Genomic DNA, 22,732 nt, shown 5'->3' with positions numbered 1-22,732 from the left:
AACCATCATACGGCTGGCAGGTGTCGGTGTCGGTACGATGCGCGAAGACAGCACGAGACGACGGTTCGTCGCAGCGGTCGGCGTCCTCGGCGCCGGAACGCTCGCGGGTTGCCTGGGGACCGGCGACGACGCCGAGTCGTCCACGACCGACGACGGCATGGACGGGATGACCACCGGCGACGACGGTATGACGACCGGCGACGACGGGATGGGCGAGGGAAGCACGACCGAGGGCGACGACATGGGGATGGAGCCGACCGACCCCGACATGGCCGAGCGCGCCGCCGTGGACCGGTTCAGCGACGACGCCGGCACGCTCCACAAGCGGTCGGCGAACCCGGACCTCCCCGGCCCGGACGAACCCATCGACTTCGACCGGAAACCGTTCTGGCATCAGGGCCTCGGTCCCGACGGCGAGGTCGTCCAGTACTACGACCTCGACGTGCAACCCATCGGGCCGGCACCGATATACGTCCTCTTCCGCGAGGGCGAGGACCAGCCCGTCGCGGACCAACTGAACGTCGTCGGCGTCAAACCCGGCGACGACGGGTACAGCGACTTCTGGCGAGTGCACGAGGTGACGGTCCCCGAGGACTACGAGGCGAACGCCATCACGAGCGTCGACGCCATCGACGACGGCGACTACCCCGTCGAGGCGACGGACACCCTCGTGAACTGCCCGGTCGTCCCCGACGGGTCGACCGCCGAGAAACGCGTCGGCGACGGGGACACCGGCCTCACGCGGGGCTGGTACGACGGGAAGACGGTCTCGTACTTCACGTTCGCCGAGGCGTCCCTCGAGGTCACGAACGGCGTGGTGCCGCTGTCACCGATATACGTGACGTTCAACACCGACCCCGGCGAGGACGGCGGCGGCCCCCAGTCCGGGTTCGTGACGGAGGACGGGAGCGCTCAGAACCACAACGTCGTCGCGAGCCTGCCGGGCGACGACGACTACTCGCCGTTCTGGCTCGTGAACGTCTACGACAACGACGACTTCGACTCGGTCATGGACCTCGCGTCCGCGAAGAACGCGAACGTCCTCGCACAGGGCGCGGCGAACGTGAACTGCCCGCTCGTCTCGGTCACCGAGTCGACGAACTGAGTCACCGGCCGGTCGAACGCTCGGCCCCGGCCTCAGTGCGGTCCGGGCCGTTCGACGTCAGGTCCTCTCGAGGACGACGTCGGTCACCTCGAAGCGAGCGCCCCCGGCGTCGCTCTCGTCGACCGCGACCGTCCACCCGTGGGCGGTCGCGACGTTCTCGACGATGGCGAGCCCGAGACCGATGCCGCCCGTCGTGTACCCGGTCTCGAAGACCACCTCGCGGTCGCGCTCGGGGATTCCGGGGCCGTCGTCCGCGACGTAGAAGCCGTCCGAGTCGAGCGCACCCACGTCGACCGAGACGTCCTCGCGGCCGTGCTCGACCGCGTTCCGGAAGAGGTTCTCGAAGAGACTGCGGACGCGGTCGCGGTCGGCGCGGAACACCGCGTCGTCCACGACGGCGAGGTCGGCGCCGGCGGTGTCGACGCACGCCCAGGACGCGTCCGCGACCGTCGAGAGCGAGACCAGGTCGGTCGCATCGACGTCACCGCCGCTGCGCGCCATCTGCATGACGTCGTCGATGAGCGCCTCCATGCGGTCGAGGGACTCCGCGGCGACCGCGAGGTGCTCGCTCTCCCGTTCCTCCCGAGCCGTCGCCACGCTTCCGCTGGCGACGGTCAACGGGTTCCGGAGGTCGTGACTGACGACGCTCGCGAACGCCTCCAGGCGGTCGATGCGCGCCGCGGTGCGCTCGCGTTCCAGTTCGTGCTCGAGGAGCCGTGCGACGAGCTCCGCGAACAGCGTCTCGTCGTCGGAGAACGGTTCCGAGCGCGCGTCCTCGGACACGAAGCAGACGGTCCCGTACGGCTCGTCGTCGAGCGTGATGGTCGTCCCGTGATAGCACTCCAGGCCGTGTGCGTCGTACGCCGGATCGTCGCCCCAGCCCTGCGCGGACGCCTCGTGCAGCGCGATTGGGTCGTCCGACGCGACCGTCCGCCGACAGTACGTCTCGCCGAGTTCGACGAGGAGTCCCGCCGGGAACTGGCCGTCCGCGTCGTCCGTGCTCGCGAGCGCCTTCCAGTAGTCCGTCTCCGGGTCCACGCGCGTGACGTGCCCGTTGTCGACGTCGAGGTACCGCCGTCCGATGGCGAGTGCGCGCTCGGCCTTCCGTTCGAACGACAGGTCCTCCTGCATGACCACGTACAGCGCTCGCCGTGCCCGGTCAGCGTCCAAGTCATCCGTCCCCTGAAGCACGTCGAGGCCGCTCGTGGTGGCGTCCGACCCCGGGCCGTCGTCCGGGACGTGGTCGTCGGTCATCCCTCGACCACTCCGTTCGGTCGGCGCCGGCGGGCCGACCGTCGTCGCGGTCCGACCCCGCCGTCGTCGGGTCCGAGGACGGACGTCGCAGTTCCTCGAAGATAGCGCACGATGCTACCTATGGCATCGTCAGGCTGAAAACACTGTGGGCGCTCCGCAGCGTGACGCGTCGGCCCGAGACGACCACCGCCCACCGACTGAAACACTTATCAAGGTGACGACGATATAAGTACTGTGACCTACGATACCGTCGTCTTCGACAACGACGGTGTCCTCGTCGGTCGAACGAGCTTCGACGTGCTCCGGGACGCAACCCAGGAGACGTTCGAGTTGTTCGACGTGACCGACCCGGACCCCGAACACGTCGAGGATATGACGATCGGCGCCACGCCCGAGCAGGTTGGCGTCGTCTGCGACAAGTACGATATCGACCCCGACATCTTCTGGCGGACGCGCGACCGACGGCTGTCGCTCGCACAGCAGGAGGAGGCCCGCGCGGGCCGGAAGACGTTCTACGACGACCTGCACGTCCTCTCGGACCTGGACGTCGACATGGGCATCGTGAGTTCGAACCAACAGGAGACCGTCGACTTCCTCCTCGAGCACTTCGACGTCCCCGTCGACTTCGGGGCGGCGTACGGCCGCGAGGCGACCATCCAGAGCCTCGACCGCCGGAAACCGAACCCGCACTACATCGACCGGGCGCTCGCGGACCTGGAGGCGTCGACGGACTCCGCGCTGTTCGTCGGCGACAACGAGTCCGACATCCGCGCCGCGGAACGCGCGGGCATCGACTCCGCGTTCATCCGACGGCCCCACCGGACGGACTGGGAGCTGAACGTCTGGCCGACGTGGGACATCGACTGCCTCGAGGACCTGCGCCGCATCTGTAGCTGACCGCCGGAGGCTCCCCGTAGTCGCCTTCGACCCGCGGTAGCGGCCGCTACGAGCCGAGTCGCTCGCGCGTCTGGTCGAGCGCCGCGACCGCGCACAACACATGCGCCGTCTCGAGCGGCTGCGCCGTCTCGAACGCCCGCTCGCCGTCGCTCTCTCGATGCTTGAGACGGGCAGGTCATGGCACGGGATATCGCTGACAGCAACGTGACCGTTCGCAGACACGCGCGTCACCGAGAGACGACGACGTCACCTAGTGCGGTCGCCGTCCGCAGAACGCATATCCGCGCGGGCGCACTCTCCGATAGCATGCCTTCGATACGTGCCGCTCCGTGTCACGCCACCGCGATAGCGACCGACCGACCGTTCGGCGACGGCGGAGAGACCTGAACGATGGTGGACGGCGACACCGACCGGAACGGCGAGTCGTTCCGGTTCGAGTACGACCCCGGCATCCTCCGGTACGGACGCGGGTGCGTGAACGCCCTGGAGGACGAACTCGCCGAGCACGGCATCGAGCGTGCACTCGTCGTCTGCGGTGAGACCGTCGGGAGCACGCCCGCCGTCGTCGACCCCGTCACCGACGGGCTCGGCGACCGGTTCGCCGGCGTGTTCGCGGGGACGACACCGCAGAAGCGGCTCGCGACCGCGTTCGACGCGCTCGACGCGATGCGCGAGCACGACGCGGACGCGCTCGTCGCCCTCGGCGGCGGCAGCAGTCTCGACGTCGCGAAGGTCGCGGCCGTCCTCGCCGCGACCGACCGCGACGCGGTCGGCGAGCGGTTCCAGGGGCGCGGCACCATCACCATCCCGGACACCGACCTGCCGCCCGTCGTCGCCGTGCCGACGACGCTCGCCGGCGCGGACCTCTCCATCGTCGCCGGCATCACCGCCCACCCCGAGAACGGGCTCGTCGACGACCCCGCGAGCGGCGGCGTCGGCGACCCCCGACTCATGCCCGCGGCCATCGCGTACGACCCGGAACTGTTCGCCACCACCCCGAAGCGCATCCTCGCCGGGTCCGCGATGAACGGCTTCAACAAGGGTCTCGAGACCCTCTACAGCAGGCACGCGACGCCCGTCACGGACGCCACCGCCGCCCGCGGCCTCGGGCTTCTCGCGGACGGGCTCGTCGAGCTCGGGCGCGGCGACGTCGACGCGGACACCCTCGCGCCCGTCGTCGAAGGCATCGTCCTCGTCCAGTACGGCATCTCGCGGCCCGACGCCGGCACGCTCTCCGTCATCCACGCGTTCGGCCACGGCCTCACGCACGCGTCGGACGTCCAGCAGGGCGAAGCGCACGCGGTCGTCACGCCCCACGTCCTCGAGTATCTCTTCGAGCACGTCGATGGCCGTCGCGACCGCCTCGCGGACGCGCTGGGCGTCGACGACGACGACACCGACCCCGCCGGCGGCATCGTCGACGCGGTCACCGACGTCGTCGATGCGCTCGACCTCCCCACGCGATTGCGCGACATCGACGGGCCCGGACCCGGAGCGTTCGAAGCGATCGCCCGATACACCCTCGACGACCCCTTCATGGCGAACGCACCCACGGGACTGGACCCGACGCGCGACGAGCTCGAACGCGTGCTCGAGGCCGCGTACTGACGTCGTCCCACGACGAGAACTCGCTCCCGGCCGTCTCGACGCGACCGACCGTCCCTCGCCGTAGATTCCGCCGAGCACCGCCGTGACATCGTCGACCACCTCCAGGACGCGGTCTCGGGGACCCTGCCGCGCGGGCACTGGGACGTGATGAGCCGGAGGAGCTCGGCCGCCTTCGCCCTGTCCGCGTCGTCGCGACACCACCTCGACGACTCAGCCACCACTGGCGGAGACGACGAGACACGGACCGGCGGCAAGAACGGCCGCTCCCGTGTCGCGGTCCGTGAGAACGAACGGTGCGCTGGGTTCGGCCGCGGTCAGTCTGCGTCCGAGCCGAACATGCGCGGCATCGTCACCGAGGTGTGCTCGGAGAGACCGTACGCAAGGACGACGAGCGCGACGACGCCAGCGAGGAGGAGCGGCGGCGGCGACACGCCGTACCCGCTCGCCAGGAACAACGCCGTGGCGACGGTCCCGCAGAGCACCGCGTACGGGATCTGCGTGTTCACGTGGTCGACGTGGTCCGCGCCGGCGAACATCGAGGACAACACCGTCGTGTCGCTGATCGGCGAGCAGTGATCACCGAACAGCGAGCCGGTGAGGATCGCGCCGATGGCACCCGGGAGCGGCGCACTCATGTTGAACGCGAGCGGGACGGCGACGGGGAACATGATGCCCATCGTCCCCCACGAGGTCCCGATACTGAACGAGATGATAGCGGCGGCCAGGAACACGACAGCGGGCAGGAGCTCCGGCGAGATGACGCCCTGTGCGACGGAGACCACGTACGGGCCGACGCCGAGCGCCTCGCTCACGGAGCCGATCGTCCACGCGAGCGAGAGGATCGCGACGGGGAACATCACCATCTTGAACCCCTCGAAGATCGAGTCACTGATCAGTTCCAGTTCGACGCGAGCGTGCCCGACCAGGATAGCGAGCATGATCCCGCACGCTGAGAACACGCCCCAGAGGATCGCGTCTGCGGTCGCGGCGTCCTTCAGCGCCTCGACGGGCGCCACACCGGGCCACCCACCCGAGGAGAGAAGGCCGAGGCCGGTGACGACGACGAGTGCGACGATCGGCGCGGCGAAGTACCACCAGCGCGAGTCGACGTGGTCGGGCGTCTCGATGTCCTCCTCGCGCGTCTCCAGGAGCGGATCGGCGTCGTCGCGGAGGACCTTCCCGGTCGTATTCGCCCGCTTCTCGGCACGCGCCATGGGACCGAAGTCCCAGTCAGCCACGATGAGGACGAACACGAGCACGACCGCGAGGAGGCTGTAGAAGCGGAAGGGGATGCTCTGGAGGAACACCACGAACGGACTCTTGTCGATCCCGAGCGACTGGAACTGTTCCTTGATGAGTCCGACCTCGAAACCGACCCACGTGGAGACGACGGCGACGCTGACGACGGGCGACGTCGTGGAGTCGAGGAGGTACGCGAGCTTCTCGCGACTGATGTTGAACTTGTCCGTGATCGGCCGCATCACGGACCCGGTGATCATCGTGCTCGCGTACGAGTCCACGAAGATCAACATTCCGAGGATGCCCGTCCCGATCTCGGCCTGTTTCCGGGTCTTGATCCGTGAGATGATACGGTCGGCGAGCGCCTTCATCCCGCCGGACAGGAAGATCATCCCCAGCATCGCGCCCGAGAGGAACGTGAACAGGAGCAGTTTGCTGTTGAACGACCCAGTGATGTTGTTGATGACCAACTGGAGCGAGTGCGCCGCCCCAGTAACCGGATTCCAGCCGACGAGGATGGTCGCGCCAATCCAGATGCCGGCGAACAACGACAACAGAACCTGCCTGCTCGCCAGCGTCAACACGATTGCAATCAGTGCTGGCAAGAGGCTTATAATACCGAACGTTTCAGAAGGCATTACGCTCCGGATTTTAGAATTACAGTTCATAAATCCTGTCATACGCTAAACTGTAAACCTCGAAGAACCACTAGAACGCGTAGCTGTCTTCTTCCATATTCGATAGCGGGCGATACCAAGACGCTAGACGAGTGGACACAACGAACACCCACGATAACAGTTAAACTATCTGTCTAAACCCGGATGCACAATACAGTTAATCAGACACTCTCTCGGAGAACCCGAATCGAACATCGACAGCGTCCAACCCACCACGAGCCATTCAAGCACCGCCGAAACCGAGACAACCCACAACGAGAAGAGTTGGTCACCCACGCACCGGCTGCGTGAACGCGACCGACCCCCGGCGCAGTCGGAGTCTCACACGGCTCTACCCACTCGAAACACGGACCGACTCTCGACAACTCGAACCGGACACACGAAAACGAGATTGGAACACCATCCCACGTCCCACCGACGCATCCACGACTCGTCGTTCCGTGCCGCGAGAAAATGGGGCCGGAGGGATTTGACCTCCTCTGCTCGCGCGCCCGGCGCTCGCAAGAAACGCGAGGAATACGATGCCGTGTGGCCCTGTCGAAACTTCGTCCCGTGTCGTCCTGGTGGCGATACACCAATGACCGACCCAACGACGCACCCAACCGACGTGTCGCCACGACAGGCCCGCCGCGAGTTCCTCAAGGACAAACGCGGAACTGTCAAAGACAGCACCGTTCGCGCCTACAAGTACCCAACCACCTCGTTCATCGAGTTCTTGGAGAGCCACGACATCGACCAGATGTCCGAGGTTGGCTCCTACGAGATCGAATCGTGGAAGGACAGCCGCAGAGAGGAAGTCAAGCTCGTCACGCTCCACAACAACGTCAAGCACCTTCGCGTCTTCATCAAGTGGTGCGGCCGCCGCGAGTACGTTGACTTCGCACTGTACGAGCGCGTCGACGTCCCGAGCCTCCCGACTGAGGACGCTGTGAGCGAGGATACCCTTCGACTCCCACAGGCTGAAGACATCCTCCGCTACCTCCAGAAGTACGAGTACGCCAGCCGCAACCACGCCATGTTCTACACGATGTGGCACACCGGCTGTCGTATCAGCGGCGCTATCTCACTCGACCTGGATGACCTCACGCGGAACAACAAACAGCAACCGATACTCAAGTTCCGGAACCGCCGCGAACAGGGAACCCCACTGAAGAACGGGAACAAGAGCGAACGCAACGTCGGTATCAGCGACGACCTGAAAGGCGTTCTCCGAGACTACATACAGAGCAGACGCAGCAACGTCCGCGACGACTACAACCGCAAGCCACTGTTCACCACGCCAACGCAACGCGTCAGCCGTGGCGTCGCCTACAAGAACTTCGTCGGCATGAGCCGCCCGTGCGTGACCACAAACAACTGTCCACACGACCGCACCATCGAGGAGTGCGAAGCCGCGCAGGATGTCGAAGCCGCGCCGAGCTGCCCCGGCAGTAAGAGTCTCCACCCGATTCGACGTGGGGCAATAACCTATCACATCAACCGTGGGTGGCCGAAAGACGAACTAAGCGAACGTGTTGACGTTGGGGTCGATACCCTCAATAAACACTACGACGCCCGAAGGGAAGAAGAAAAACAGCAGGGCCGGTCGGAACACCTGGACCTACTCTGAAGCGGTCTGGTACAACCGGGCTGCCTGCGACAGCGACGCTATCTTCTCCCCGTCTTTGAACCACTGGGCATCAACGGGAACCAGCGCCTCACATCGAGAGCAGGACACGCCCAGCGCACCGTCTCGGGTATGGAACTCGTCCGAGGGCGCAAGACATCACGGGCACCCACCAACGGGATTGCGCTGGTTTTGTACCTGATGGAAATCAACGGGAACGCCGCCCCTCAAGGTCAGCAGGTCCGCCGCGGTGGTAGCACTCGCCAGTGCGTCGGGGTCGGACGCGGGGTTCTCGAAGTCGACCGCCACGTTGAGGACCGTGGGGGCGACGCCTCAAGAAGAAGGTGGGCGGTCGGGCCGTGGTCTTCTGGAAATCATGAGAGGTTGTGACACGGTCGGGGATTCCGGATTGCGGAAGATCGTTAGTCCGGTCGAAAGTTTTTGCTGAAATTGCGCTCGTCCCATAGGCGAGTCCCACCAGACGACAACCCCATCCACGTCCCCCAGGAGGCCGCCAGGGGGTTCGACTGTCCCCGCGAATAGTTGGAGACGTTGATAGAAGAAAACGCCGTGGTGAGGCCCACAGAAGGCGTGGAGTGACTACCTGCTGAACGAGCCGCTACTGATCCGGAATTCGGATATGCTTGTAGTCCTCAGGAAAGGCCTTAATGCAGGTGATGAACGCTCGCCGGGTGATTTCGGGCTTGAAGTCGTCGCCGTACTGTGCCACGAACCAGTTCCATGCCACGTCCCAGTCTCGCGTCAGCAGTCGGAACGCGACCTTCCTTCTTTCCTCATGAGATAACGCGCTGATTCCCTTACGTTCCGCCCGGCGTTGCAGTTTCGCAGCAGGACTATTCTCCGTGAGACTGGACTTGCTGGTGTCCGACCCTACCCGTTCGGGGTTCGGTTTGGACTTCGTCCGGACACGGCCTTTACCTACGTCATAGCCTCGATTGGCAAGGTATTCCAGCGCACGAAGTCGATCTCCATGTTCGTAATGCAGGTGGCCGTCCACGAGAACCTCCGCCTCCTCCTCGGTGATCGCGAATATCCGCGACGACCGGCTTTTGCCCCCGATGAGGACGACAATCTCGTCCTCGTCGAAGTCCCATTTCTTTGCGTCTCGCTTGGATAACTGGATTGGCGCGTGTTCCTTGTATTTGTAATAGTCCTTCCCAGTACAGCCGTGGCCCGCGAAGATGTACGCAGGAACCAATGTTGAGTACACGTGCGTCGTGTCCTCCTCGAAAGGTTCACCATAGACTCGAAACGCAACCACGCTTTGTCCACCATTGTCAGCGTTCGCATACGGGGAGAACTCGTGTGCATCGTATGCGTCCTTCTCGGCTTGTTCAGCTGGACCCCGTGGATGGACCGAACCAGTATGCCCGGTTGAATCATCAATCACCTGCGTGGTGAGACACTGCCAGAAGGCCGCACCTCCACTCCGGAGGTATGGATCATAGAGGTCTTCGAGAAACTCACCGAACGTCTCATGGGTCTCTACCTCACCACGTTGGATTCGACGGGCCACACTACCGTTCGGGTCCTCGGGATCGAGTTGGAGTTTCCGTCTATCCGTCTTGTGATGAACGGCCCCAGGCAGGCGGAACTGGCGCTTGCGGCTGTAGATGCAGGTGTCCAACTCCGCACCCTTCTCTTCGTTGAACGCTTCGGCAGCACGCTTAACCGAGGTTAGTTCGTCATGCCTGAAGAACAGCGGCGTGTGAAGGTGAATCGACCGGCTGCCCGTGTAGTAGAACCAACAGACGTCCGGAGGAACGCCCAGAACGTCCCGGGCGAAGTCCTGAAGCCACCGCACAAGTTCTTCAAACGTGCAGTCCTCTTCGAGTGCGTCACTCTCCGCGAGAACGGGATACAGTACCCTGTCACTCGCTTCACACTCATCCTGAAGTTCGATTGCGATGTTGTTACAGCCCTTGGTCGCACTCGGGGTTTGCCATAAGCTCTCAAGCCGGTCAATCTGCGAAGGCGAGAGGAAGTAGATAGGACTCGCGAACACGGCCCACTCGGGGATCGGAGCGTGTAGTGAACGGAGTCGGGGTTCTTGTTTGGGGCCTTCATCGTAGTACCCGTATCGGACGTAGGGTTTGTATCCCGGGAACAGGTCAGCGAAGAAGTCCGCGAGGGAGTTGGTCTTAGTTTCATCAACATTAGGATTTAGAGATTCAATGCTCATTGTCGTGTGTTCGTTTATATACCGTGAATCAGTTGTTCGACCGCATTACCCGCCGCCGTATGCTGGTTCTCGCACCATCACGTAGTAGGTGGGTGGGTGGCCAGTACCTGTGTACACAGAACAGGTACTACATCAGGTACTCCATCAATCAATACCACCAGAAAACCAGACAGACACTTCAGGTATTCCACTTAGAAGTAACATCAGTAAGTTACGGTCAAGGTGGAACCACCCGGGGGGCTTGGGGGGTTCTTGCCGACGCTCACTTCGGGAGACAAGCGGCCCGCTCATACCGAGAGGTTTCAGCAGGAACCTCGTGGTCCCTACAAGAGAACAGGTGCAAACCAAGGCTACGCCTCAGGGGCTTGTTCTCAATGAGTATAACGCGGGGAGCGATATTAACCATGTCGGTCGTTAGAACCCGTTTGAATACCCGAATAGCCAGGAATACGGACGCTTGGAGATTGTTGATTGCACCTGATAACCAGCCCCGCAACCGGGAGCTGCAAGCGGTGTCAACCGGAGTGGACCTCTACGTTCAACCTGGCCTCACAGTTAGACAATCCCGGTAAACGTAGGTACTGTGATTATTGTACAGTCTCGTACTGACAGTCTTGGACTGTGCGTAAGCGGGAGTTCCCGTTGAGTTACAGGGTTAACTGACAGGGCTCACTTATAGGGAGTCCAGTGGAGTACAGTGTTAGTGTGATAGCCATATAGCAGACTGATCAACGACGGAGCGCTGTCGACGTGAGTTCCCCTGCAGGGACGCCATCAGAGGCCCGGTGGCGGTCCCTGTCGGCTTTCGTATCGGTCTGAAGGTGTTCCTACGTTCGGTCGTCCAAACGCAGTAGGGAGCCTGTCCGGGGCTGTACGGGATTGAGCGATGCTGTCTATCGGTTTTCTCTCGGCAGGGGTTGGATATGCCGAATAGAGCATAAGAAGAGATGGGAGTATAACTGGCGTATCGTACGAATTGGGTAGTTTTACTCTATTCCGAGTAACCAGACGTATGGAAGGGTGCGGCGTTCCCGTTGATGCTCAATCCAGCGGCTTCACGGCAGATGTGAATAGGTTGCTCCTGGGCATGGCGATTGGCCTGGGACTTCCCGATCTTGCGCGGAAAGTGATTCGAGAGCGACTCGGTACAAAGCCAACCCGTGGAACGACAGACCAGCAAAGGGGAGACGACTAACTCAACTTAGGATTCCTCGGTGATTCGCTCAAGCGCGACAGGGGAGAAGAATATGTCCCGTCCCGCGCGTTCGACGTGTGATCGGCCACCCTCTTGGCGACACAAGGTCTCGAAGTCGTCGATGTACGTAGCTGGGCGCGTCGGTCGTAGCTCAATCTTGGTGGCCCACGGTTCCGGGGCTTCACCGGCTCTTGTCAGCAGGAAGATTTCGATGAAGACCCGTCTCATGGTGGTCGTGGCATAGTTGAGATACCCCGGGAGAGTGTCCACTTGATAGTGGTCGTTGCCTATGGGGACACCTGCTGCTGCGAACGCACGCCCGGCGACCGACGACCACTCGGGGATGGTGACTTCATCGGGCCGACCTTCTCGATGTTGAACATCGTGTTTGAGGCCGAGATTCCGGAGGCCACTGGAGAGCCTGTATATGTCCTCGCTGTCGTGGAGTGTGAACCGCGGTCGAAACCCCTGGGTTTGGACGCAGCCGCTCGCCAGGAGCCACGCGATGAGGCGATTGATTGAGTTCGTTGTGGAGGCTGGCATTGCGTCGAACCACCCGTTCTCGTCGAGGAACGATATTGCCCGGTAGCCGTCTGGTTGGACACCGTTGTGCCACTCCTTGATTCGACCGAGTGGCATATCCAACGCGCGCGAGATGAGAGTCGGCCCTTCGTCGGGGTGTTCCTGCGTGTAGTCTTGGTACTCTCGGTAGTCAGCAACGAGTTCTTCGCTCGTTGGGTCCTTTCGATTATAGGTTGCGAGAACGTCGGCTTCGGTGATGATCTGCATGATGGGAAAGGTGGTGGTAAGATGTTTAAGTACAGGTGGTTTTTAGCAGGTTGCGGGGGTGGCAACCCTCGCTAACCCACACCGGTTGGGCGCTTAACGCGTCCCACCCGTTTTCCAGACAGGCATTAGACATAGTATATAAATTCTTCCCTTGTGATTTGGTTCTCTGATTATTCCTATGGAAAGTATCATGATGGGCGTGAACCGGCTTCTAAAATCAGAAACGCCATACGTGGCCGGTTTGTCTGGCTCTTCAAGGGCGAGTTGAAGCGGGGCAAGGACCGCTATACCATTTTCTGGACAAGCGATACGGACCTATCACAGAGCGGCTGGCCGACGCTATTAAGTAGTTAGCAGATTAGAGTCTGGATACCATCGGCACGGTGGGTGAACGCCGCAAGCCGATGTGGGAAAAATACCAATGCAAATCAAAAACCTCTTCGCGGACGAGGATGCTGTCTCTCCGGTTATCGGAGTCATCCTTATGGTGGCTATAACGGTCATCCTCGCAGCCGTGATCGGCGCGTTCGTACTCGGAATCGGTGGCAGTCAAACGAAAGTCCCGCAGGCCAGCTTCGACTACAATGTGGATAGCGGGGGGCATTTAGAAGTCACTCACCAAGGTGGGGATGCTATTACTCCAGACCGTATCTCGTTTGCGGGAGCTCGCACTGAGGCTGCTGGTGACGTAAGTATCGTGAGCGACGCGAATAGTAATTCGAAGTGGGACGCCGGTGAAACGATGACTGGAACCTCAACTAGCTGGAGTACTGGCGAAGAGGCTCAGGTCGTTTGGAGTTCCCCTTCGAGCGATTCCACGAATATCATCGGAAGCGGGACGATCTAAAAATGGAACTTCGTTCCGTACTAAGTGATGAGGATGCGGTCTCGCCGGTCATCGGCGTGATTCTAATGGTTGCGATAACCGTCATCCTCGCTGCTGTCATTGGGGCGTTCGTGCTCGGAATCGGTGGCAGCCAAACCCAAGTTCCGCAGGCGAGCTACGAAATGGGATATGCGGCTGACGCAGGCGGATCCACCACAGACGGCTTCGAACCCTCTTCTGGAACCGTGGATAACAATGATCAGGTATCCATTACCCATCAAGGTGGGGACGCAATCCAGTGGAATACGCTCACGTTTGTATCAGGTGGTAGTTCGTGGGATCCCACAGTAGATGCAGATGTAAAAGACGAGGGTGGGAATAACGCAAAAACTGGATCGAACACGTGGACTGCTGGCGGCTCAATTACTCTGATCGAGTCGAGCAGCAAGCAGTTCGTCTCCGGGAACGAGGTCCAAGTCGTTTGGAACTCTCCGAGCAGTGATGGAAGCAATATCCTGACTACGGGCACGATTCCGTAACGCGCGGAATCCTCCTTTTATGAAAGTAACAGTACTTTTTTCCGCCGACAAAGCAGTATCATCAACCATCGGAGTTGTACTAATGGTTGCTGTGACTGTCATCCTCGCAGCGGCAGTGGGGTCGTTCGCTCTGGGGCTTGCAGAAGAGTCCACGAAGAAGACGCCCACGGCTACTGTCGAGACAGAGTGGGGCGTCGATGGCGGGAGTCAAACCGTAGATATCACAATCATCGGTGGTGACTCGGTGAAAAGCAAATTCATGAGTGTCACCGTCGACGGAACAGTCATCTGGAAAGACTCAGGTGTACCAAGCGGCGTGGACATAACAACTATTCCAGGGAAAACCTGGACCGGACCAAAGATTGAGTCCGGGGACACTCTCGGGCTGAAGGAGACGTCCAACAGCGGGCTTCCCGATGGCAAGACGCTGAAGGTCATCTGGAATAACGGTCAGAAGTCCCAGGTGTTAGGCACCGGGACCGTTCACTGAACGGTCGGACACCGCATATCGTCTTCTGTTATCGAGGCTCTCCTACTGATTCTGTTTTGGTACGCGACGCTTCCCGATGTTGCACGGCGCGTGATTCGCGCGCGGTTCGAGTCGAGCAGCGAGTCCGAATAACTCTGGGGAGTCTTCTTATTGGTGTTTTTACACTCTGGGTGGCGACACTGCACCCAAAGAGTTTAGATTGCCGCTACCGTGAGACGTGTTGACCACCAGACGGCGCGGTGTTGTCTTCGATTGTGGGTACAAGACTCTCGTGAAATCCGATTTTCAGGGGGTCGCCCGAATCGACGAACCCCACGCTGTATGTCGATTAGACCGCGACGAAGGAGCGGTATGGGGCCGGAGGGATTTGAACCCCCGATCGACTGATATCTCCGGTGTGTGCGCCTCGGAACTCCAGAGGGTCGTCGTCGCGACGCGATGATCAGTCGGTCGCTCGGTATATCAGCTGGAGTTTCGTCCCGGGCGCGTGGCCTCTGGAGTCAGTCGCCATGCCTGGCTTGGCCACAGCCCCGCTGCGCTTTCGGGTTGGATGGAGTGCTGTAAAGGGGTTTCGGTTCGGGCTAGTCGCGGTCGGCGTCGCGCCAGTCGCATTCCTGGCACTTGTAGCCGGTGACGAGTTCGGTGACGCTCGGCATGTACGTGACTTTGACGACGTTCTCGCCGCAGTCTGGGCAGTCGCGGTCGGCGTCCTCGATGGCTTCGGCTTCCATGACGCTGCCGTCTTCGACGATCTCGGCGAGTTTCTTCGCGGTGACCATGCGGCCCTGGACGACGCGGTTGGCTGGCATAGTCGTGTCTGGTGGGTCGCTGGTAGGTAAGGGTTCTCGTCTAGTGAACGTGTGGCGGTTGGGTTGGGGTCGGTCGGCTGGGGTCAGAGCCAGGGTTCGCGGTCGACCTTGAACGCGTCGTCGCTGTCGTCGTCGGTCGTGCCGGTGTCTTCGTCGTCGTCCGCCATGGCGTCGTTCGCGGTCGTGTGGTCCACGGTTGCGTCGTTCGCGGTCGCGTCGTCCGTGGTTGCGGTGTCGTCGAACGCGACGGCGGCCTCGGTCTCGTTCCCGCCGTCGGTTGCGGTGACGGTACTGGCGTCGCTGGGGGTCTGGTCGTCGTCCGCGGTCGCGTCTCCGGGTTCGTCGGCGGTGACGCGAGTGGCCGAGTCGGGTTCGAACGCGAACAGCGCGGTGACGGCGACGACGAGCAGCGGGGCGCTCCCGACGGGGAGCTTGAGGATGGAGAGCGCGAGCAGGCCGAGGGCGACGGCGCTCCCGAACCGGAACCGGTCGATCGCCATGCGAGCGCGCAGGTGCGGTGCGAGCAGCGCGGTGGTGAGCGCGAACGTGGTGCCGACGACGGCGCTGCCGGCGGCGAGCCAGATCAGCTCCGTGTTCGCGACGGGTTCGAGGGTCGGGTTCGACAGGTCGAGGCTCGCGATGAGGCCCGCGCCGACGATGACGGCGGGCCGGGGCAGGTACTCGCCGATGCGGGCGCTCGCGGTCTTCGCGGCGATCGCGACGATGACGAGTGCTGCGAACCGCTCGAAGATGTGGAGCTGGAGGAGGCTGGCGAGCGTCGGCGCTATCGCGGCTTCGAGGGCGGCGCCGGCGGTGAGGATGCTGCCGACGACGAGGATGGTGCGGACGCGCTCCATGCGCGATCCTTCCATCTCGGCGAGGACGACCGCGACGGTCGCGCTCCCGCCGAACACGAGCAGTCCGACCTGCACGACGCCGATCGGGAGTTCGCCGACGACCGGCAGGGCCGCGGTGGTCTCTTCGAGTGCGCCCGCGAGGACGAGCGCGGGGAAGATACCGTCCAAGAGCGGGAGGGCCATGACGGTGGCGAGGAGCTTCGTGTCGCCACCGACGAGGCCTTCGAGTCTGAGCGCGATGGGGTGACGGCTCGTGCTCATCGATGTTCGTACGGGGCGTCACCCGAGCCCAGGTGGGTGTGATGCGAGCGAGTGCCGGCGTCGACGGTGGCGGTTGCTCGCGGGAGTCCGAACGGGTGGGCTTTGGCTACGAGCGCCATCGGAAGTGTAAAGCGGGCGGTCGAGTCGGTCGACGTCTGCCCGGCGATACACGTTGCGGTGGAGTTCGTAGCCAGCATACGCGCTAACGAAATGGGGTTCGGGCATTAAGCGTTGTGTGAGATGTGCCCGCAAACTCCAACGGGGCGTTCTCCTCGTATAAGTACCCTGGTTCGGGTTCGTCTCTCTGAGCGGTATTATGCTGAGGGATGGTAACTGGAACGTAGTCGTCGGTTCGTTCCGACCGCGAGAACGACGGTGTCGCCGCCTGTTCGTAGCTCGCGCGCAGCCGCGAATCCGGCGATTCACGGGGCGTGAGAGGGGCTTGCACGCCGCTGGCTGTCTCGCAAACCTTTAGTCGCGCCCGTTCGGACGGCTTACATGGCGAACGACGTTCCCCCCGACGGTACGTTCTCGGAGAAACTGCGCGTCCCAGAGGCGTTGACGTTCGACGACGTCCTCCTGCGACCGAAGGAGAGCCGCGTCGAACCGGACGAGGCGGACCTGACCTCCAGGGTCTCGAAGCACGTCGAGCTCCCGACGCCGGTGCTCTCGGCGGCGATGGACACGGTCACGGAGGCGGACCTCGCGATCGCGATGGCGCGCCACGGCGGGCTCGGCGTCATCCACCGGAACCTGGACGTCGACGAGATGGCGCGTCACGTCGAGAAGGTCAAGCGCGCGGACGAGCTCATCATCCGCGACGTCGTGACGGCGCAGCCCGAGCAGACGGTCCGGGAGGTCGACGACCTGATGGCGCGCGAGGGCGTCAACGGCGCTCCCGTCGTGAACGAGGACGACGAGGTCCTCGGTATCATCTCCGGGACGGACATCCGCCCGTACCTGGAGGTCGGCGAACAGGATAACGTCGAGGAGGCGATGACGGAGGAGGTCGTCACCGCACGCGAGGACACGACCGCGCGCGAGGCGCTCGAACTCATGTACGAGCACAAGATCGAGCGCGTTCCCATCGTGGACGACGAGCAGCGTCTCGTCGGGCTCTTGACGATGCAGGGTATCCTGCAGCGTCGCGAGTACGACAACGCGGCGCGCGACGAGGAGGGCCGGCTCCGCGTCGGGGCGGCGGTCGGGCCGTTCGAGACCGACCGCGCGCTCGCCGTGGACGAGGCGGGCGTCGACGTGGTGTTCATCGACTGTGCGCACGCGCACAACATGAACGTCGTCGACGGGGCTCGCGACATCAAGGAGTCCGTGGACGCGGACGTCGTCGTGGGGAACATCGGGACGCGGGAGGCCGCGGAGGACCTCGTCGGGTTCGCGGACGGGCTGAAGGTCGGTATCGGCCCGGGGTCGATCTGTACGACGCGCGTCGTGTCGGGGTCGGGGATGCCCCAGATATCGGCGGTCGCGCAGGTCGCCGACGTCGCGAGCGAGCACGGCGTGCCCGTCATCGCGGACGGCGGCATCCGGTACTCCGGTGACGCGATCAAGGCGATCGCGGCGGGCGCGGACGCGGTGATGCTCGGGTCGTACTTCGCGGGGACGGCGGAGGCGCCCGGGCGCGTCGTGAAGATGAACGGCAAGAAGTACAAGCAGTACCGCGGGATGGGGAGCGTCGGCGCGATGCAGTCGGGCGACGACGAGAACCGCTACCTGAAGGAGAAGCCCGAGGAGGAGGAGGATTACGTGCCGGAGGGCGTGGAGGCGGCGACGCCGTACAAGGGCCCGCTCCGCGACGAACTCCACCAGCTCGCCGGTGGGATGCAGTCCGGGATGGGGTACGTGGGTGCGGAGACGATTCCCGCGTTCAAGGAGCGTTCGGAGTTCGTCCGCGTGTCTTCGGCTGGGCAGGCGGAGAGTCACGCGCACGACGTCGTCATCACGGACGAGGCGCCGAACTACAGCCCCGACAGTAGCTGAGGCGTCGACTCCGGGCGGTCGCGTTCGTTCCTGTTCGTTCGTCTTCGGTCGTCTGTCCCGTCCTTCGGTTTGCGGTCGTGTTCGGGTCCACACCCACGCACCGCATGAGTGGTGGTAACTGTTAACACGGATGGTGTCGTAGTTCGACGTGGACCATGAGCGTACTCGACTCCATCCGCGACGCGCTCGGTGGCGGGACCGACGACCCGGAGAACGACGTCCGGTACCAGTGCGAGTTCTGCGACAGCGAGTTCGGGACCGCGTACAGCTTCTGCCCCGAGTGCGGGAGCGAACGCATCAGCGAGGTCGCGTGACCGGCGTGGTTCGGCTCCGACTCCTCGCACGCGACTAACGGCGGCACGTGCTCTGGCCCCGTCCTGGGACGGCTAGTGCGTGGACATCTCGGAGACGACGGTCAGGCAGTAGACGCCGCCGACGACGAGGAGGATGCCGACGACCCCGGGGACGTCGAGCGACTCGTCGAACGCGACGACGCCGATGGCCGCGACCCCGACGATGCCGAGCGCTGCCCACGTCCCGTACACGACGCCGATGGGGAGGTCCTCGAGCGTCAGCGACACCAGATAGAACGCGAGGCCGTACCCGGCGACCACGCCCAGGCTCGGTATCGGGTTCGAGAAGCCATCGGAGAGCTTGAGCGCGGTCGTTCCCACGAGCTCGGACGCGATCGCGGCCGCCAGCACCACGTACGGATTCATGCATTCGGGTCCCACCACCACAGGTGTGAACGTTCTGAAATGAGCTGCCACTTGCGGGTCGTTTCGCGCGACGACCCCACAGTGCGACTCGCCGCGCGGACCCGGTCGTCGAACACCGGACGCGAACCTACAAAGCGCACGCGAACGTGGGGCGAGCCAATGACCGACCTCGGCGAACTGGGACTGTCGAGCTACGAGGAGGAGGTCTACCGGACGCTCCTGGTGACCGGCGCAGTCACAGCGACGGACCTCGCCAACGCCAGTGGCGTCCCCAGGGGACGCATCTACGACGTCCTGAACGGACTCGAATCCCGACAGCTCGTTCGAACGCAACCCACCGACCCGGCGCGCTACGTCGCGGTCCAGCCCGAGACCGCGGTCGACAGACTGCTCGCCGAACGCGCCCTCGAACTCCGCGACGAATGGACGCGCTACCGGGAGGTCGCCGCCGACGTTCGCTCGAACCTCCTCCCGACGTCGCCGGCGGACGGCAGCGTCTGGCTCGGGTCGCTCGGGAGCACCGAGATGCAGACCGCCCTCCAAGAACACGTTCAGACCGCGACGTCGACCGTTCACGCGGTCGTCGGCCCACCCTACGAGTCCGCTTCGTGGGACACGCTCGAACGCGAGGTCGACGCGTTCTTCGACGGCACGACACCCGACGTCTCGGTCTCGCTCCTCGTCAGCGAACGGGTACTCGAGACCATCCCCGACGCCTTCTTCGATAACGTCCAAACGCACTCGGCAACGGTCCACGTCAGAGCGCTCGCCGACGTCCCCCTCTCGTTCGACGTCATCGACCAACACGTCACCACCGTCGACGTCCCACATCCGCGGCGACGCGGGGACCGCCTCGGCATCGTCGCAGTGACCGACACCGACGTCGTCGACGAGTTCGAACGACACTTCCAGGCGCTCTGGAACGACGCAATCCCCGTCACCGACTGACCCTCCCAGAAAGAAGAACCGAGCCACGGTCGCAGCACGTTCCTCGCTGATTCGATACCCGTCCGCGTCCGTCACGCGGCGCTCACGAGTCGATGGTACTGCGAGAGAAGCGGGCCGGAAGGAACTCGAACCACGGTCGCAGCGAGCTGCTCCCTGATTCAATTCCCTCGCTGACCGCTCCGCTCCTCACGTTCGTTCGTCGCAGGAGCGGGCCGGAAGGGAATTGAACCAGTTATGATAAGTTCGAATCGCGGCACAGCGCCGCGATTCGCTCCTTATCATAAGCGTTCGTTCACGTCGCACAGCGACGTTCACGAACACCCTGACCGCTTTCGCGGGTCGCTCCCTGCCGGGCATCCAGTAGGTGCCGGGCGGGGTGCGCTTCCACGCCGAAAAGACTCAGTTCCGGGCGTGCGGCGCTTCGCGCCGTTCCGGGCTCCTGACCTAGAAGAGTCGATTTCCCCGCGTTTCGAGCTACAACCCCGTGCAAATCCGTCCGCACACTCGAACGCGTGGCGAGCATCGGACACCCAGACCCTCGAAGAGACCTCACATCGGGGCCTCGCAAAGGAACCGGGAATGGCTGTCGTCCTGCGACAGGACAAGACCATGACCGACGACCTAGAGCCCATCGGGCCACGAGAAGCCCTCGAACTGTACGCCAAAGACCGCGACATTGCAACGTCGACCGAGCGCGCCCACCGCCGGCGCATCGGCCGCCTCGCCGCGTGGTGCGAGAGCCAAGGTATAGACAACCTCAACAACATCAACGGCCGGAAGCTGCACCGATTCAAGATCGACGCATTCGAATCGAAGGACAACGGCGGGAACTACTCCCGGGAGACCATCCGAAGCGTGATGGACACCATCCGCGTCTTCATCCGCTGGTGCGAGTCCATCGACGCCGTTCCACAGGGCACCAGTGAGAAGGTGCAATCACCCTCGCCGGAGAACACGCGTACCGAAACGCTCGATGCGGAACGCGCAGGACAAATCCTCCGCTACCTGCACGAGTACGAGTACGCGAGCCATCGTCACACCCTCATCGAGGTCTTCTGGCACACCGGCCTTCGGCTCGGCGGCGTTTACGGCCTCGACGTCGACACGGTTCACCTCGACGAGAACTACGTCGAACCGCTCCACCGGCCCGAAGAAGACACCCCACTCAAGAACGGCGAGGCCGGTGAACGGCTGGTCAACATCTCCGAAAGCACGTCCCAGGTCATCACCGACTACATCGAGAACAACCGCCACGACGTCCAGGACGACTACGGTCGGGAACCGCTGTTCAGTAGCCGATACGGTCGTCGTGCCAAAACCAACCTCCGCGAGATAGTGTACGCCGTCACCTGCCCCTGTACGTACACGAACGAGTGCCCCCACGGCCGAACCATCAGCGAGTGTGAGGCCACGGATCGGAAGGATCAGGCATCGAAGTGTCCGTCCTCTCTCTACCCGCACGCGTTCCGCCGTGGCAGCATCACGCACCACCTGCGAGAGGACATGCCGAAACATCTCGTCTCGGATCGGATGGACGTGAACTCCGAGACGCTCGACAAGCACTACGACACGCGTTCGGACAAGGAGCGGATGAACCAACGGCGAGACTACCTCCCCTCGAACAATGACCCGAACACTCGGCGTAAATAATCAAGGCAGGGAATAGCCTCTCTACGGCCCCTCGTCTTCTTTCTCCGACTTCATAACGTGCGGGATAGAAGTATACGTAAGCAGTAGATATTGAGAAAGTGTCGTGGGAATTATGGGAGTGGGGGTGGGGGCGGTGTGTGATTCGTTGTAGAACACTCACCAAAGGATGAAGAGCTATCGAGCGAAATATAGTTCCAATGCCACCCGATTATCCCCCCAATAAAACATTAAACGTTGGTGATGTGGTGGAAGTCCTCGCAATCAGGATTACAAATAATGGCGACGTCTGGTGTCCAGTCCCAACAGAGGTTTTACGAGACTCCATTCGGATTGATACGGACGAGTTCGAAGATCCACAAAGCATAATTAATACAGCAGTAACTGCTAAGATTGTGAAGATCGGGACTCATTCGACAAGAGCGATACCCGTGTCGGATTCGGATGTTAAGCATTCTTTTGTTTCAAGATATAAGAATACTATTAAAAGTGGCGAGGATATACAATCTGATGGCAATCTCCCGGGTCAGCTAGAGAAGGCGGAAGCTGATATTCCGACTACCAAGACAAACCCCGATTCAACATCCACAAACCCATATTCTGAACAAGGTGATGTTGGCGAACAAAAATCAGAAGAGGTAGGTTCGGGCCAAGGGAAGGGGAGTCCCAATCGTGACCTTTCTGAGCTACGAAAAATTGCCAAGAAAGATGAAACCTTGGAGGTGTCAACTGAGAATAAAACGAGCCAAAGGGCTTCCCAAGAATATTCCCGGTCTGTAGCCATCAAGAGATACGTAAAAGAGCGCGCTGAGGGCGAGTGTGAAGGATGTAGAGAACAAGCGCCATTTATTAGCAAGACTGGAGAACCATATCTACACGCACATCACGTTTTTGAGCTAAGTAAGGGTGGGAAAGATACCATAGATAGTGTAATCGCTCTCTGCCCCAACTGCCATTATCGGGTTCACCATGGAGTAGATGGAGACGCATACAATCAAGAACTGATAGAGAAGTTACGAGAGATTGAATAAGCCATTGCTTGGTGCGGTATAGATCGGCTGTGAT

The 22,732-nt window shown here is 62.3% G+C and carries 20 protein-coding genes and 1 tRNA gene; 12 read left to right on the top strand and 9 right to left on the bottom strand.

The window, feature by feature from the left end; all coding sequences use genetic code 11:
* The first annotated feature begins 37 nt into the window (after window positions 1-37).
* Window positions 38-1,105: a hypothetical protein gene (locus tag SM754_RS14315; protein ID WP_323676924.1), complete on the top strand. Its 1,068-nt coding sequence runs from the start codon at window positions 38-40 to the stop codon at window positions 1,103-1,105.
* A 57-nt stretch (window positions 1,106-1,162) separates the two neighbouring features.
* On the opposite strand, the gene SM754_RS14310 is transcribed toward SM754_RS14315, so the two are convergent.
* Window positions 1,163-2,359: a GAF domain-containing sensor histidine kinase gene (locus SM754_RS14310; RefSeq protein ID WP_323676923.1), complete on the bottom strand. Its 1,197-nt coding sequence runs from the start codon at window positions 2,357-2,359 to the stop codon at window positions 1,163-1,165.
* Window positions 2,360-2,593: 234 nt separating this feature from the next.
* On the opposite strand from SM754_RS14310, the gene SM754_RS14305 reads away from it, so the two are divergent.
* Together SM754_RS14305 and SM754_RS14300 are read left to right on the top strand one after the other, a co-directional pair.
* Entirely contained in the window at window positions 2,594-3,256 is a 663-nt protein-coding gene (locus SM754_RS14305) for an HAD family hydrolase (RefSeq protein ID WP_323676922.1), read from the top strand.
* A 390-nt stretch (window positions 3,257-3,646) separates the two neighbouring features.
* Entirely contained in the window at window positions 3,647-4,864 is a 1,218-nt protein-coding gene (locus SM754_RS14300; protein WP_323676921.1) for an iron-containing alcohol dehydrogenase family protein, read from the top strand.
* 314 nt (window positions 4,865-5,178) lie between these two features.
* Here SM754_RS14300 and SM754_RS14295 read toward each other — a convergent pair whose 3' ends face one another.
* A complete protein-coding gene (locus tag SM754_RS14295; RefSeq protein WP_323676920.1) occupies window positions 5,179-6,741 on the bottom strand; it encodes a Na+/H+ antiporter NhaC family protein in 1,563 nt (520 codons plus the stop codon).
* A 616-nt stretch (window positions 6,742-7,357) separates the two neighbouring features.
* On the opposite strand from SM754_RS14295, the gene SM754_RS14290 reads away from it, so the two are divergent.
* On the top strand, window positions 7,358-8,389 hold the full coding sequence (locus tag SM754_RS14290; RefSeq protein ID WP_323676919.1) for a tyrosine-type recombinase/integrase: 1,032 nt from the start codon (window positions 7,358-7,360) through the stop codon (window positions 8,387-8,389).
* 616 nt (window positions 8,390-9,005) lie between these two features.
* On the opposite strand, the gene SM754_RS14285 is transcribed toward SM754_RS14290, so the two are convergent.
* Window positions 9,006-10,589, bottom strand: a complete 1,584-nt coding sequence (locus SM754_RS14285; RefSeq protein ID WP_323676918.1) for a hypothetical protein — start codon at window positions 10,587-10,589, stop codon at window positions 9,006-9,008.
* Window positions 10,590-11,790: 1,201 nt separating this feature from the next.
* Complete coding sequence (locus SM754_RS14280) at window positions 11,791-12,573, bottom strand: hypothetical protein (protein WP_323676917.1); 783 nt, start codon at window positions 12,571-12,573, stop codon at window positions 11,791-11,793.
* 421 nt (window positions 12,574-12,994) lie between these two features.
* On the opposite strand from SM754_RS14280, the gene SM754_RS14275 reads away from it, so the two are divergent.
* The 3 genes from SM754_RS14275 to SM754_RS14265 are packed head-to-tail and all read left to right on the top strand — an operon-like array spanning window position 12,995 to window position 14,428.
* The gene (locus SM754_RS14275) at window positions 12,995-13,420 is read left to right on the top strand and encodes a type IV pilin domain-containing protein (RefSeq protein ID WP_323676916.1); all 426 of its coding nucleotides are present in this window, start codon (window positions 12,995-12,997) and stop codon (window positions 13,418-13,420) included.
* 2 nt (window positions 13,421-13,422) lie between these two features.
* Window positions 13,423-13,938, top strand: a complete 516-nt coding sequence (locus tag SM754_RS14270) for a type IV pilin domain-containing protein (protein WP_323676915.1) — start codon at window positions 13,423-13,425, stop codon at window positions 13,936-13,938.
* 19 nt (window positions 13,939-13,957) lie between these two features.
* Window positions 13,958-14,428 (top strand): type IV pilin domain-containing protein, encoded by a 471-nt coding sequence (locus tag SM754_RS14265; protein ID WP_323676914.1) that lies wholly within the window; start codon window positions 13,958-13,960, stop codon window positions 14,426-14,428.
* A 352-nt stretch (window positions 14,429-14,780) separates the two neighbouring features.
* Here the strand turns inward: SM754_RS14265 and SM754_RS14260 are convergent.
* The 4 genes from SM754_RS14260 to SM754_RS20535 form a co-directional block, all read right to left on the bottom strand.
* Window positions 14,781-14,960, bottom strand: a tRNA-Trp gene (locus SM754_RS14260).
* Between the two features lie 49 nt (window positions 14,961-15,009).
* The gene (locus SM754_RS14255) at window positions 15,010-15,237 is read right to left on the bottom strand and encodes a DUF5795 family protein (protein WP_323676913.1); all 228 of its coding nucleotides are present in this window, start codon (window positions 15,235-15,237) and stop codon (window positions 15,010-15,012) included.
* An 83-nt stretch (window positions 15,238-15,320) separates the two neighbouring features.
* On the bottom strand, window positions 15,321-16,355 hold the full coding sequence (locus SM754_RS14250; protein ID WP_323676912.1) for a DUF5794 domain-containing protein: 1,035 nt from the start codon (window positions 16,353-16,355) through the stop codon (window positions 15,321-15,323).
* On the bottom strand, window positions 16,352-16,552 hold the full coding sequence (locus SM754_RS20535) for a DUF8099 family protein (protein ID WP_501993793.1): 201 nt from the start codon (window positions 16,550-16,552) through the stop codon (window positions 16,352-16,354). Before SM754_RS20535 ends, SM754_RS14250 begins: the two co-directional genes overlap by 4 nt.
* 301 nt (window positions 16,553-16,853) lie before the next feature.
* On the opposite strand from SM754_RS20535, the gene guaB reads away from it, so the two are divergent.
* Both guaB and SM754_RS14240 read left to right on the top strand, forming a co-directional pair.
* The gene (guaB, locus tag SM754_RS14245; RefSeq protein ID WP_323676911.1) at window positions 16,854-18,353 is read left to right on the top strand and encodes an IMP dehydrogenase; all 1,500 of its coding nucleotides are present in this window, start codon (window positions 16,854-16,856) and stop codon (window positions 18,351-18,353) included.
* A gap of 155 nt (window positions 18,354-18,508) precedes the next feature.
* Window positions 18,509-18,667 (top strand): hypothetical protein, encoded by a 159-nt coding sequence (locus SM754_RS14240; protein WP_323676910.1) that lies wholly within the window; start codon window positions 18,509-18,511, stop codon window positions 18,665-18,667.
* 72 nt (window positions 18,668-18,739) lie between these two features.
* On the opposite strand, the gene SM754_RS14235 is transcribed toward SM754_RS14240, so the two are convergent.
* Entirely contained in the window at window positions 18,740-19,072 is a 333-nt protein-coding gene (locus SM754_RS14235; protein ID WP_323676909.1) for a DMT family transporter, read from the bottom strand.
* Between the two features lie 159 nt (window positions 19,073-19,231).
* Here SM754_RS14235 and SM754_RS14230 point away from each other — a divergent pair, with 159 nt between their 5' ends.
* The 3 genes from SM754_RS14230 (at window position 19,232) to SM754_RS14220 (ending at window position 22,698) form a co-directional block, all read left to right on the top strand.
* The gene (locus tag SM754_RS14230; RefSeq protein ID WP_323676908.1) at window positions 19,232-20,020 is read left to right on the top strand and encodes a TrmB family transcriptional regulator; all 789 of its coding nucleotides are present in this window, start codon (window positions 19,232-19,234) and stop codon (window positions 20,018-20,020) included.
* 411 nt (window positions 20,021-20,431) lie between these two features.
* Complete coding sequence (locus tag SM754_RS14225) at window positions 20,432-21,670, top strand: tyrosine-type recombinase/integrase (protein WP_323676907.1); 1,239 nt, start codon at window positions 20,432-20,434, stop codon at window positions 21,668-21,670.
* A 197-nt stretch (window positions 21,671-21,867) separates the two neighbouring features.
* Window positions 21,868-22,698, top strand: coding sequence for an HNH endonuclease (locus tag SM754_RS14220; RefSeq protein ID WP_323676906.1), 831 nt, complete (start codon window positions 21,868-21,870; stop codon window positions 22,696-22,698).
* The last annotated feature ends 34 nt before the right edge of the window (window positions 22,699-22,732 follow it).

Origin of the sequence: Halorubellus amylolyticus, from assembly GCF_034808145.1 — an archaeon.
Classification (GTDB): domain Archaea; phylum Halobacteriota; class Halobacteria; order Halobacteriales; family Natrialbaceae; genus Halorubellus.
This window is presented reverse-complemented; position numbering and strand designations above follow the sequence as displayed.